This window comes from Methylotuvimicrobium sp. KM2 (assembly GCF_038051925.1).
Classification (GTDB): domain Bacteria; phylum Pseudomonadota; class Gammaproteobacteria; order Methylococcales; family Methylomonadaceae; genus Methylotuvimicrobium.
Window position 1 is genome coordinate 1,728,155 of record NZ_CP150634.1, and the last position, 12,373, is coordinate 1,740,527.

Sequence of the window (12,373 nt, forward strand, 5' to 3'; positions counted from 1 at the left end):
GCAGGGGCCGGCCGACATGAACGAAAACGTTTCGGACAATGGGGCGGTCAGGGAAGACGAAGATGCGGATTACGCCGCTCGCGTTTTGCTGATTGATCTCGAAAATTGTCCGAAACAAGTCTATCAGTTGATGGAAGATCTGGCCGTCTATACCCACGTCGTGATTTGCTATGCGCAGTGCGGCGCTCGCGTTCCGCTCGATTGGGTCGTGCCGCTGACCGCAACGGTCAATCAAAATCGTCTGAAAATCATTAAAATGCCGAATGGCGGCAAGAACTCCGCCGATTTCGGCATCACCTTTTGGGCCGGCGTAATGATGGCTCAACTCCCCGAAAATACCCATTTCGATGTCGTTTCCGACGACAACGACCTCGATCATGCGGTTAGTCTATTAATCAGCCAGAACCGGAGCGCGCAACGTATCGGTGTCAAACTCGAAAATATGCCGGGCTTCGCACCGAAAAGCTCTGAAGTTTTGGTGCAGGAGTTTTGCGCGCATTTGATCAAGCACAGTCGAAGCCGACCGGTTAAAAAAGAAACCCTGCTCAACAGTATTCGCAGTAAATTTAAGAATAATGTGGTTAATGAGGAAGATTTATTCGATGAGTTGATTCAAAAGCAGGCTATAGAGATTAAGGATAATAAAGTCACTTACAATCAAACAAAAATCGAAGCGTTAGCGGCTGAATAGTCGCTCTTTACCTTTGCCGGAAGGGGTTTGTAACCCATGCGCATCAAGCTAAAACGGTCAACCCGTAAGCTTTCCCAATTTCCGGACCCATCGCTATACATAAGTCATGTATTCTCTTTTGCAATCCTAGACAATGTGACCTCGAAACCATTTATTGTAACTTGACATTCTCGGCCTCGAAATCGCGATCTGGGGATCGCTCCCACAGTGCATTAGCCACCCTCTGTGGGAGCGACGCCTTCGTCGCGACTTTCGAAGTCACTGATGCTCGGCATCCACGGTTTATGTCGAAGTCCTCGAAGCGCCATAAATTCAAGACAAGGGCGATTTTAATCGCCCTTGGCGAATGAGAACTTATTCCTACAAGAAACTTGAGCAAATCAGGAAGTTAATTTTAGCGACATCCTTAGCTTGATGCGTATGGGTTTAGCTTGATGCGTATGGGTTTGTAACCCCGTCCGGAAAGTTTCGACTATGCTCAAAGCAAACAAAAAACGTTTGGAGCGGGTTGAATAACCCGTCCCGCGCCAGCATTAGTGCGCGGGGCGTACTCAACCTGGTTTTTTAGTGGGATTGAGACAGGCGCTTTAAATCTTTGTCGATCGCTTTAGCCAGGGTTTTGACAGTCTTATTGGTTTGGAATTGATTAGGGCCTTTGGCTTCGAAAGTGTAATCGGCAATCAGTTTGCCGTCTTCGACTCGTATCAAATGCCCCATGATATAAGCAAACAAGAAGCTCGGTTTGTGCAGTCTACCGACCAGGATGTAATCGGCGCCGAACTGCTTGCCCAGTTTCGCGGCCACATCATGGTGATCGAATAAATAACCGGTCCCGGCATCGGACTTTTGTTGGGATGCGAAGTCGGTTTCGACTATGTCATTTCCTAATGATGTCAATTCGGCTTCGAGTTGAGGCTTGATCGAAGCGGTGCGCTCCAATTCTTGAGGGATGCCTGGAGCCAATGTGAGATCTTTTAACTCGAAAACCAAAACAGCAATTCGAGATTCCGCCAAGGCGCTCGTGGCGAATATCATCAGGAAAAAAGCGGCAATGAGGCGGTTACAGTGACGGTTTTTCATCGGCTTTCTCGTTCATGATTGACAAGAGAAAGACAGTCTACCCGTAAATCGAAACGATAGAAAGCATGATCGTTATTTCAATAAATCCGCCATAGAAATGACGTTTTTAGCCATTTCACCGATCGAAATATTCCGGTCCATCGCCAGTTTTCGCAGCGCATGATAAGCCTGTGCTTCGTCGAAGCCTTGCGATTTCATTAAAATCCCCTTTGCTCGGTCGACCGATTTTCTTTCTTCCAGTTGCGATTTGGTTTTTTTCAATTCTTCCTTGATGGCGTTTTGCTCTTTGAATCGAGCCACTGCGATATCGATGATGGTTTTGATGCGTTTGGGGTCGAGTCCGTCGACGATATAAGCGCTGACGCCGGCCTTGATGACTTTATCGATCGTGTCGCTATCTTGATCCTCGGCAAACAGGATCACCGGCGCCGAATGGCTTTGATTGATCGTTAATATGGCATCGAGTATCTTCGGTGTTGGGGTATAAACATTCAATACCACGATGTCCGGCAATAAATTTAATACCAACGAATGTAAATCGATAGTATCGAACGGAAGGCAAGCGGTTTCGAAACCATGCTTTTTCAGGGTTTTCTCGAGCAGTTTTTCGCCTTGGATTTCATCGGCGATTAAGACTTTCAGCGCTTGCATGTCAATCCAGTTCGATTTTCACTAAAGTGCCGTCAGGCATGACTTCGGTAATGAACTCTTTAGGCTCTTCGAGGTAGCGCGCCAAGATTGCCGATGCTAATGCGCAAACTGCCAGAATGATGAAAAACGTAGACGGCGCGACATGACTCATCAGCGCTAAAAAAATAATCGCACCGGCATTGCCGTAAGCGCCGACGATGCCGGCTATCTGGCCGGTCATGGGTTTTTTGATCAACGGCGCGATAGCAAATACCGCGCCTTCAGCGGCCTGAAGAAATATCGAACACAACACCGTCATTGAAATAGTCATCATAATGGGCCAATCGCCGGCAATAAAAGACATCGAGTAATAACCGAGCGAGGTACCGGCTAGAAACATCGTCAGCGAAAACTTGCGGCCGATTCTGTCGCTGAGCCAGCCCCCGGCCGGGCGGGCGATTAGGTTCATGGCAATGAAGCTCGATGCCATCAGGCCTGCATCGATCATCGAGACAGCTTGGGTTTCGCGGTAAATCGTAAAGAAAAACATCGGCAGCATCGATACCACGGCTAATTTGGAGCCGAACGTCATCAGATAAGCGACACTCAGAATAGTGATTTGTTTGAATGGATAATGGTGAATACTGTCGATCGGGCGGCTGAGCCGTTCCGCATTGATTACGACGATTTGATAAGCTTGAACAAAGAAAAGTGTCCAGACAATGATGTTGATTGCAAGGACCCAGGGTGTACTAAGTAAATCGGCTTCCGGCGTCGATAGTTGCCAAGTGAGCAAAGACATTGCGGCATAAAGCGGTACGGTCGTGCAGATGTAAAGGAATAGGTCTTTTATCGAAGTAACCTCCATTGCGCCCGAACGTCTAGGTTTCAAATAGGGCACGTCGGGCGGCGTATCCTCGACATTCCGGTAATAGATGAACGCATATGCTAGCGACAAAATACCGGTTGCGGCAATCGCATAACGCCAGCCGTTTTCGGCGCCGAAATATAATGCCAGTCCCGGTAACAAGATAGTCGCGGCGGCTGAACCGAAATTGCCCCAGCCCCCGTAGATGCCTTCAGCAACGCCGACTTGCCGAGCGGGAAACCAATCGCCGATGATGCGAATGCCGATCACGAAACCCGCGCCGATAAATCCCAAACAGAAGCGCGCCCAGGCTAATTGTTCAAACGATTCGGCCATCGCAAAGGCTAAGCAAGGTAGGCTACTCAGTGCCAGTAGAGTGCTATAACTGATTCTTGCGCCGAAGCGGTCTACGACCATGCCGATGATGATGCGAGCCGGAATGGGCAGCGCAAAATTTAATAACAGCAGAATGTTGACTTCGGATTCGGAGAGATTCACAGAATCCATGATCATAAGCATCAGCGGAGCATGATTGAACCAGACGACAAAGCTGATGAAAAAAGCCGTCCAGGTCAAATGTAGGATTTTGATTTTACCGGAAAAGCCGAGTAACTTGAGTTGTAGTGTGGACATTAGCTGGTTTTACTGTGAAAGTTCGTAGATTTGGACTCATTATCTAATTTTTCGATCTAAGAAGCTCGACAGAGAAAATACCGGTTCCGGAGAGGGTGCGGTTGCTCGATCGACAGGCGTCGGCGGCAGGGCAGATTTTTGCTCCTCGGCAATTGCTCCTGCATTGCCCTAATACACGCCATCCATGGCGTAATGCAAAATCTGCATTCATGCCATCCATGGCAATCAGTCGCCGCCGTCGAGCCTACACGGACGTATTCACCCAGCACCTAAATAAGATATGATTTTGAATCATTGCCAAAGACCTATGGAATTTAGGTGCTGGGTTCACGGCGTCCTGTCGGGCGAGTGACCGCGCCCTCTCCACACAGAGAGCTTTCATTTGCCGGGGCGATGGCCGGGCCTTCATGAGAGTTACGGTGACCGAGAGGTGAATAGTGCTTAATTTAATAAAACAAGCAATTAATATGCCGATTTATGTTTTGGTGTCGCACGCTTGTTCATCCGGTTGCGGATAAATATATTGCTTTATATTGGTGCGGAAAGTTAACGCTATTCACCGAATGTGTGCGGTGAAAGCGGTAATTTAATGATTATCGAATCCGGATTGACTGATTAATTACTTGTTAAAACCCGATAAATAAAGGCTTCGCGAAAGTTGCTTGAAAACATGGCATTCATATTGCTTTATCACTAACAAGACTCCTAACGGAGTACCGATTTTGTTGGGGCATTGGCGTCCTGTTCGAGTGATTCGTCACATCGACTGGACGCCTTTTTTTTTGCCTAAAATTTAGATACAGAAAACCGAGGTTGCCGATGAGCAAGAAACAAACATTAGTCGTGATTGGTAACGGTATGGTCGGCCAAAACTTTTTGGCCGGACTGGTGAGCAGCGGCGCGAAGGAACATTATGAGGTCGTCGTGTTTTGCGAGGAACCCAGGCCGGCTTACGACCGAGTTCATCTGTCGGCGTTTTTTTCCGGCAAGACCGCTCAGGATCTATCCATGGTCGAAGACGGTTTTTTCGAACAACACGGCATCACAGTACACTTAGGCGACAGAGCAAAATCGATAAACCGTAGCGCTAAAACAGTTCTATCGGAGAAAGGCGTCCACATCGCTTACGACAAAATCGTGTTGGCGACCGGATCATACCCGTTCGTACCGCCGGTAGCGGGGCATGAACGCGAGCGGTGCTTGGTTTACCGAACCATCGAAGATTTGGAGGCGATTCAAACAGCGGCCGAACAATCCAAGGTCGGCGTCGTGGTCGGCGGCGGCCTGCTCGGACTGGAAGCCGCCAAGGCCTTGAAAGACTTAGGCTTGACCACGCATGTCGTCGAATTCGCGCCGCGCCTAATGGCGGTGCAATTGGACGACGGCGGCGGCGCATTGTTGAAGCGCAAGATCGAAGCGCTCGGCGTAACTGTGCATTTAAATAAGAACACGACCTTGATCGACGACGGCGAGAGTTGCTTGCATAAAATGAATTTCGCCGGCGGGGATGCGCTCGAAACCGACTTGATTTTGTTCTCGGCCGGCATTCGTCCGCGCGACGATATCGCCCGGGCCTGCGAATTGGAAGTCGGCCCGCGCGGCGGCATCGTGATCGACAATCAATGCCGGACTTCCGATCCCGATATTTTCGCGATCGGCGAATGTGCATTGTGGAATAACCGGATATTCGGCTTGGTCGCGCCGGGTTATGCAATGGCGCGTACCGTCGTGTCGGTGCTCGAAGGCGGCGACAATTATTTTACCGGCGCCGATATGAGTACCAAATTGAAGTTGATGGGCGTCGATGTCGCAAGCATCGGCGATGCGCATGCGCAGACGCCGGGTGCATTGGTCTACACCTATCAAAACGGCGATAGCGAAGTCTATAAGCGACTTGTGGTTAACGCCGATAAAAAACGGCTATTAGGTGCAGTGCTGGTCGGCGATGTTTCGGGTTACGGAACCTTGCTGCAATATTGCTTGAACGGTATCGAATTGCCGGAAAACCCGGATTCGTTGATTTTGCCGCACCGTTCCGACGAGTCGGTCGGCCTCGGGCCCGATGCACTGCCGATGTCGGCGCAAATTTGTTCATGTCATGATGTTGATAAGGCAACGCTTTGTTCGGCGATCGAAGCCGGTTGCAATACGGTGTCCGCTCTCAAGTCGGAAACCAAGGCCGGAACCGGTTGCGGCGGTTGCGTGCCGTTGATGAAATCGGTCATGGAATGCGAATTGGCCAAACTTGGCATCGAGGTCAGCACCGATATTTGCGAGCATTTTCCGCATACCCGGCAGGAGTTGTATCATTTGATCATGGTCGAGGAAATCAAGACCTTCGACGAATTGATCGAAAAACATGGGCGCGGTCGCGGCTGTGAAGTTTGCAAACAAGCGGTCGGCTCGATTCTGGCCTCATACTGGAATGACTATATTCTCAAAAAAGAGCATGTCGGCTTACAGGATACCAACGATATCTTTCTCGCGAACATGCAAAAGGACGGCACCTATTCGGTCGTGCCTCGCGTGACCGGCGGCGAAATCCAGCCCGAGAAATTGATCGTGCTGGGGCAGGTCGCCAAAAAATACGGTTTGTATACGAAAATTACCGGCGGTCAGCGGGTCGATCTGTTCGGTGCCCGGGTCGAGCAATTGCCGTCGATCTGGCGGGAATTGATCGACGCCGGCTTCGAAAGCGGACATGCTTATGGTAAGTCCCTTAGAACCGTCAAATCCTGTGTCGGCAGTACTTGGTGCCGTTTCGGCGTCGATGATAGCGTCGGTCTCGCGATCGAGCTGGAAAACCGTTATAAAGGACTTCGGGCGCCGCACAAGATCAAATTTGCCGTGTCCGGCTGCACACGCGAATGCGCCGAAGCCCAGAGCAAAGACATCGGCGTGATCGCGACCGAGGGCGGTTGGAATTTGTATGTCTGCGGCAACGGCGGGATGAAACCCCGGCACGGCGATTTGTTCGCGACCCAACTCGACAAGGAAACACTGATCAAATATATCGATCGCGTGCTGATTTTTTATGTGCGTACGGCCGACCGGATGCAGCGTACGTCGGTGTGGATGGAAAATATGGAAGGCGGCCTGGATTATTTGCGCTCGGTCGTGATCGAGGATAGTCTCGGTATTGGCGAAGCACTGGAAAAACAAATGCGCCATGTGATCGATACCTATCAATGCGAATGGAAAATTACGATCGAGGACGAGAGTAAATTGAAACGTTTCCGGCATTTCGTCAACAGCGACCGGCCCGACGATAACATCGTGTTCGTCGAGGAGCGCGGCCAAGTGCGCCCTGCCGATGAACGAGAACGGGAGGAATTGAAGGCCCGGAAGCACTTCAAGATATTGGAGGAGGCATGAGCATGAGCGAATGGATCGATGTCTGCTCGGTCGACGATCTGCAGCCGGATTCGGGTGTTTGCGTCTGGGCGGATGGCAAGCAAATTGCTTTGTTTTATATGCCGAAGGAACAGTCGGTTTACGCGGTCGATAACTTCGATCCGTTCGGTAAGGCTAATGTGCTGTCGCGCGGTATGATCGGCGATATCGGAGGTCAGCCGATGGTGGCATCGCCGCTTTACAAACAGCATTTCAATCTGGAAACGGGCGTTTGCTTCGAGAATGAGACTGTCAAAATCGAAACCTATGGTGTTCGTATCGAAAATCGCCGAGTTGCCGTTAACGTTTAGGAACGAGCATGAAATAACTTCGACAACTGTTAGAAGGGGGTTCGGTGGCTCGATTGACAGGTGTCGGCGGCAGGGCAGATTTTTGCTCCTGCAAAATCTGCATTCATGCCATCCATGGCAATCAGATTCCGCCGCCAAGCCTACATAGATGTATTTACGGCGTCCTGTCAAGCGAGTCACCGAACTGCCGCAAAGCCTATTACTTGTTCCTTAGGGAGATTTATGAAATATCACTATTATATTGCCGACGTTTTCACGAACCGGGTGTTCAATGGCGCGCAAATTGCCGTTTTTCCGAAAGCGGACGGACTCAATGCCGAAAAAATGGCCTTGATAGCCAAGGAACTGAATTTGTCCGAAACCGTCTTCATTTTTCATAAGCTCAATGACGGCAATGTGCGAAGAATGCGCATATTTTCGCCGCTGGCGGAGATTCATTTAGGCGGTCATCCGGTCATTGCCGCGGCTTTTGTATTGGCCAGTTGCGGCGATATCGAATTAAACGAGCCGATTACCCGGGTCGTGTTCGAACAAAATGCGGGGCCTGTCGAAGCGAACATTACGAGTGTCGGCGGAAAGCCCGGTTTTGTGCAATTTACTCGAAAAGTCAGCGCAATCGTCGACCGGTTTGCACCGGGCGATGAAGAATTAGCCGCTTTTCTGGGCTTGGAGCAATCGGAACTCGATCACAAAAAGTATTCGCCAAGACTGGTTTCATGCGGTTATCCCTATTTGATCGTGCCGGTTTGGAAATACGAGTCGGTAAGAAAAGCCGTGTTTAATTATCCCGCTTGGAGCCAATCCACCGCGCCGCAAACCGCCGCGCAAGAGATTTTGTTGTTTGCGCCGAAAACGCCGTTCCCCGATGCCGATTTCAATTTACGGCTTCTGGGTCCTCATTTGGCCTTAACCGATGATCCGCCGGTCGGTAATGCGGTGCCGGCTTTTTGTTCGTATTTGTGTTCGTTCGAGCATACGCGTAAGGGCACGCATAGTTTCGCCCTGGACCGTGGCGACGCGCGTTCGCGGCGCAGTGTTATTCGCATCGAAATGGATAACAAAGGCGAGGAGTTACTGCCTCTTCGCGTCGGAGGCGAGGCCGTGATGTTTGCCGAGGGGGTAATCGATTTGCCGAAATGAAGGTTTACCCTTAGCAGTGTAGCCCGGATGGAGTGTAGCGCAATCCGGGACGTTCGAAGCCACGCCATTCACGTATTCCGCTACGCTGCATACGGGCTACGTGCTGCAACATTACGGTTTGAATAGAGTTGGGTTATAGAGCAAATCTAACCTGGCTTACCAGGACTTATAAGGCAAAAACTTACCGTTCATCGTGATAATAACGCGATCGCCGGCTGGGTTTTCTTCCTTGCCCACCGTCATGCTGAAATCGATCGCGCTCATGATGCCGTCGCCGAATTTTTCGTGAATGATTTCTTTCAAGGTTTCGCCGTAAACGCCGACGACTTCATAAAGTCGGTAAATCAGTGGGTCTTGAGGTACATCGAAGGCCCATTGTTTGTAAGGAAACATTGCCAGGGCGATTTGCACTTCGTTGGGTAGTTCCAGAACGGCGCATAGTTTTTCGGCCAGTTCCGGTTTCATGCTGTTCATTCCCAGACAAGCCGAGGTCAGCCAAACCTCATCGACGCCGATTTGTTCGGCAATGGCCGTCCAGGTGAGTTGCTTTTGTACTTTTGCCGTGATGATCCGATCGGTCATTTGCTCTTTGGTGAGCAAGGAATCGGCTTTGCTGGATGATGGAGTCGTTTTCATATTAAATACCTCTTTTGCTGAGTTGGATTAATAACGTGACGACGATAATCGTCAAGATGAGAGAAATGCTTTTCCAGAAGGTCACGGGGTCGCGCTCTATGAGCGGCGCTTGCGTTTTATTCAAAAACGTTGGGTTCGGATAACGCAGGTCGTGAACAAATTCGGATAATGCTTCGTATCGCTTGTAGGGATTCGGGTGGACGGATTTCTTGATGGCATCATCGATCCAGGCCGGAATCGCTCGAGCATCATCCAGGATGGAGTAATAGTTCAATCGATTTTGAGCTGCTTTCGTTTTACATTTGGCGACTTGAGTGCCATAAGGCAGATTTCCGGTCAGCATTTGGTAGGTTATTACGCCTAACGAAAACAAGTCCGAGCGAGCCGTTCCGTTTTCGCCTAAAAAATATTCGGGGGCGCTATACGGAGCAGTGCCGAGTAATGGGTGCCGTTCGGTGGGGCTGTTCATTTCCGTTAGCCCTGCAATTCGAGTCGAGCCGAAGTCGATGATCTTTACCGTACCGGAGCTATCGATCATGATATTTTCCGGCCTCAAGTCTTGGTGAACCATTTCCAGACGGTGAAACGCGCGGAGGCCTTTGGCAATTTGGTCAATGATGCCGCGTACGGTTTCCAGATCCGGGTTCGGGTTATCGATCATCCATTGTTTCAATGTTCGGCCATCAATGAACTCGGTGACAATATAGAGATAATTGCGTTTTCGGGTTTGTTCGCAGGGTTTTAAGACATGGGGGCTATCGATGCGGCGCGCTATCCAGTCTTCCATGAGAAAACTCTCAAGGTAAGCGGGATCGTTTCGAAGATCGATTGAAGGCGTTTTAATGACGACCGGTGTATTGGTCTCGGTATCCATTGCCGAATAGACATGGCTCCGGCTGCTATTATGCAGCTCTCTCATGATTTGATAACCGTCGAAAATCATCCTGGCGGTCAATGTCGGCGGAAACGGAAGCTCGGTTATTTGTCGATAAATCTCATCCGCATTTAGATACGGTAATTCCTCGACATCGACAATCTGCATCGTCAAGTTATCCGAACTCCCTTGCCGGTAGGCTTCGTTGACGATCATTGTTGCGGCAGTCGCTAAATCATCGCCATGCTCCTTGATTGTATTGATGATAAAAGCATTGTTAACAAATTCATAAACGCCATCGGTCATCAACAAAAAGCGATCGCCTTTTTCAATCGGTAGCGCTTGATAATCGATTTCAAGGTGATGATCGATACCTAGTGCACGACTCAGATAGCTTTTGTCTTGAGAAACCCAAAGCCGATGATCGTTGGTTAATTGCTCCAGATTATTGTCCTGTAATCGATAGATCCGTGTATCGCCGACATGAAAAATATGCACGGTATTCGACTTGAAAATCAAAGCGCTAAAGGTACACACATAGCCTCTGTCTTTATCGTAACGATATTGACTCTGTTGGGTTTGGGCATGCAGCCAGGAATTGGTTGCAATCAAGACCCGTTGCGCCGATTTTTTTACCGACCATGCTTCCGGGGTGCAAAAGTAATCTTCGAGGAATCCGGTGACCGCCGCTTCGCTGGCAATATGACTGACAGCGCTGCTGCTGATTCCGTCGGCTATCGCTATGGCAATACCTTTTGAATTCAACTGCGGTTCTTTCGGCATATAGACGCCATGAAAATCCTGGTTGATTTCCTTTCGGCCTTTATCGGAATACTGCCCTACGGATATTTTAAGAGTGTCGGACATGAGGTTTCATTTGATCGAGAGCCTCAATCTTGAGCTAAGCTCGAGACTCTGTTAAACCTAGAAAAAGCATTTCACCATGAAGATCATGAAGAATAGGAAGTTAATTCAATAATTTATTGCGCATAGTGATAAAACTTTCGCTCACCAACAAGGTTAGCGAGAAGATTTAGGTATTTTCTTGAAATCCTTCATGAACTTCATGTGCTTCATGGTTAATCTGCCGATTTTTGGTTGAAGGTGCGAGTTACAGAGCGCGCTTCGGTGCGGTTCTTATGTGGGTGCTGTATAGCGTCATGCCGGTGAATGCGAGTCCGCCGACCAGGTTGCCCAGTACCGTGGGGATTTCGTTCCAGATAAAATAATCCATGATCGAGAAATTACCGCCCATGATCAAGCCGGCCGGAAACAGAAACATGTTGACCACGGAATGTTCGAAGGCCATGGCGAAGAACAGCATGATCGGCATCCACATCGCGATCACCTTGCCGCTAACCGTGGTCGATATCATTGCGCCGACCACGCCGGTAGACACCATCCAATTGCATAGCATGCCTCTAGTAAAGATCGTAAACCAGCCGGCAATACCGTATTGCGCATAGCCGAGCGTCCTGGCTTCACCGACGCCGGCGAGTTTTTTTCCTACGGCATTCGGCTCGACCGAAAATCCGTAGGTGAAAACTATCGACATCAACAACGCCACGGTCAAAGCACCGAGGAAATTGCCGACGAAGACCAATCCCCAATTTCTTAAGATACCGCCTACCCTTACTCCTGGGCGTTTATCGATCCATGCCAACGGTACCAGAACAAAAACACCGGTCAGTAGATCGAAGCCCAGCAAATACAACATGCAAAAACCGACCGGAAACATAATCGCGCCGAAGATCGGAGAACCGGTTTCGACAGTGATACTGACTGCAAATACGGCGGCTAAGGCAAGGATCGCGCCGGCCATATAGGCTCTGATCAACGTATCTCGTGTTGACATATAGACTTTAGATTCACCGGCATCGACCATTTTGGTGACAAATTCCGAAGGGACTAAATAAGACATGGCATTCCTCTGATCAAGTTAAAAAAAACGTAACTATTCAGCGCATGCGGTAGGTTGGTGTCAGGCATTGATTTCTAAGGACGCGTGAATACATCCCTGTAAGCTCTGACTGCAACGTCCTGTTGCAGACAGCCTTATAAATCAATGCCTGACACCTTCTCATACATGACTTATGCTGAATAATTACAAAAACACA

Annotated in this window: 10 protein-coding genes; 4 read left to right on the forward strand and 6 right to left on the reverse strand. The window is 49.5% G+C overall.

What is annotated here, in order from left to right; genetic code table 11:
- Positions 1-16 precede the first annotated feature (16 nt).
- Positions 17-691, forward strand: a complete 675-nt coding sequence (locus WJM45_RS07385; RefSeq protein WP_341328316.1) for a PIN domain-containing protein — start codon at positions 17-19, stop codon at positions 689-691.
- Between the two features lie 564 nt (positions 692-1,255).
- Here WJM45_RS07385 and WJM45_RS07390 read toward each other — a convergent pair.
- From WJM45_RS07390 to WJM45_RS07400, 3 genes are all read right to left on the reverse strand, one after another.
- Positions 1,256-1,771 (reverse strand): DUF2380 domain-containing protein, encoded by a 516-nt coding sequence (locus WJM45_RS07390; protein ID WP_341328317.1) that lies wholly within the window; start codon positions 1,769-1,771, stop codon positions 1,256-1,258.
- Between the two features lie 72 nt (positions 1,772-1,843).
- A complete protein-coding gene (locus tag WJM45_RS07395; RefSeq protein ID WP_341328318.1) occupies positions 1,844-2,422 on the reverse strand; it encodes an ANTAR domain-containing protein in 579 nt (192 codons plus the stop codon).
- A gap of 1 nt (position 2,423) precedes the next feature.
- Positions 2,424-3,902, reverse strand: a complete 1,479-nt coding sequence (locus tag WJM45_RS07400; protein WP_341328319.1) for an MFS transporter — start codon at positions 3,900-3,902, stop codon at positions 2,424-2,426.
- A gap of 819 nt (positions 3,903-4,721) precedes the next feature.
- Between WJM45_RS07400 and nirB the strand changes: the two genes are divergently transcribed.
- The 3 genes from nirB (at position 4,722) to WJM45_RS07415 (ending at position 8,746) form a co-directional block, all read left to right on the forward strand.
- The gene (gene nirB / locus WJM45_RS07405) at positions 4,722-7,277 is read left to right on the forward strand and encodes a nitrite reductase large subunit NirB (protein WP_341328320.1); all 2,556 of its coding nucleotides are present in this window, start codon (positions 4,722-4,724) and stop codon (positions 7,275-7,277) included.
- Positions 7,278-7,279: 2 nt separating this feature from the next.
- The gene (nirD, locus tag WJM45_RS07410; RefSeq protein ID WP_341328321.1) at positions 7,280-7,606 is read left to right on the forward strand and encodes a nitrite reductase small subunit NirD; all 327 of its coding nucleotides are present in this window, start codon (positions 7,280-7,282) and stop codon (positions 7,604-7,606) included.
- A 222-nt stretch (positions 7,607-7,828) separates the two neighbouring features.
- On the forward strand, positions 7,829-8,746 hold the full coding sequence (locus WJM45_RS07415; RefSeq protein ID WP_341328322.1) for a PhzF family phenazine biosynthesis protein: 918 nt from the start codon (positions 7,829-7,831) through the stop codon (positions 8,744-8,746).
- A 156-nt stretch (positions 8,747-8,902) separates the two neighbouring features.
- Here WJM45_RS07415 and cynS read toward each other — a convergent pair whose 3' ends face one another.
- The 3 genes from cynS to WJM45_RS07430 form a co-directional block, all read right to left on the reverse strand.
- The gene (gene cynS / locus WJM45_RS07420) at positions 8,903-9,382 is read right to left on the reverse strand and encodes a cyanase (RefSeq protein WP_341328323.1); all 480 of its coding nucleotides are present in this window, start codon (positions 9,380-9,382) and stop codon (positions 8,903-8,905) included.
- 1 nt (position 9,383) lies between these two features.
- The gene (locus WJM45_RS07425; RefSeq protein ID WP_341328324.1) at positions 9,384-11,123 is read right to left on the reverse strand and encodes a bifunctional protein-serine/threonine kinase/phosphatase; all 1,740 of its coding nucleotides are present in this window, start codon (positions 11,121-11,123) and stop codon (positions 9,384-9,386) included.
- A 244-nt stretch (positions 11,124-11,367) separates the two neighbouring features.
- Positions 11,368-12,177 carry a formate/nitrite transporter family protein gene (locus WJM45_RS07430; protein WP_341328325.1) on the reverse strand — a complete coding sequence of 270 codons (810 nt, stop codon included), beginning with the start codon at positions 12,175-12,177 and terminating at the stop codon, positions 11,368-11,370.
- Positions 12,178-12,373 lie beyond the last annotated feature (196 nt).

Excerpts from the sequence above, each read along its gene's own strand:
- WJM45_RS07385 (WP_341328316.1), top strand. The coding sequence starts at position 17 with ATGAACGAAAACGTTTCGGACAATGGGGCGGTCAGGGAAGACGAAGAT.
- WJM45_RS07390 (WP_341328317.1), bottom strand. The coding sequence starts at position 1,771 with ATGAAAAACCGTCACTGTAACCGCCTCATTGCCGCTTTTTTCCTGATG.
- WJM45_RS07395 (WP_341328318.1), bottom strand. The coding sequence starts at position 2,422 with ATGCAAGCGCTGAAAGTCTTAATCGCCGATGAAATCCAAGGCGAAAAA.
- WJM45_RS07400 (WP_341328319.1), bottom strand. The coding sequence starts at position 3,902 with ATGTCCACACTACAACTCAAGTTACTCGGCTTTTCCGGTAAAATCAAA.
- nirB (WP_341328320.1), top strand. The coding sequence starts at position 4,722 with ATGAGCAAGAAACAAACATTAGTCGTGATTGGTAACGGTATGGTCGGC.
- nirD (WP_341328321.1), top strand. The coding sequence starts at position 7,280 with ATGAGCGAATGGATCGATGTCTGCTCGGTCGACGATCTGCAGCCGGAT.
- WJM45_RS07415 (WP_341328322.1), top strand. The coding sequence starts at position 7,829 with ATGAAATATCACTATTATATTGCCGACGTTTTCACGAACCGGGTGTTC.
- cynS (WP_341328323.1), bottom strand. The coding sequence starts at position 9,382 with ATGAAAACGACTCCATCATCCAGCAAAGCCGATTCCTTGCTCACCAAA.
- WJM45_RS07425 (WP_341328324.1), bottom strand. The coding sequence starts at position 11,123 with ATGTCCGACACTCTTAAAATATCCGTAGGGCAGTATTCCGATAAAGGC.
- WJM45_RS07430 (WP_341328325.1), bottom strand. The coding sequence starts at position 12,177 with ATGTCTTATTTAGTCCCTTCGGAATTTGTCACCAAAATGGTCGATGCC.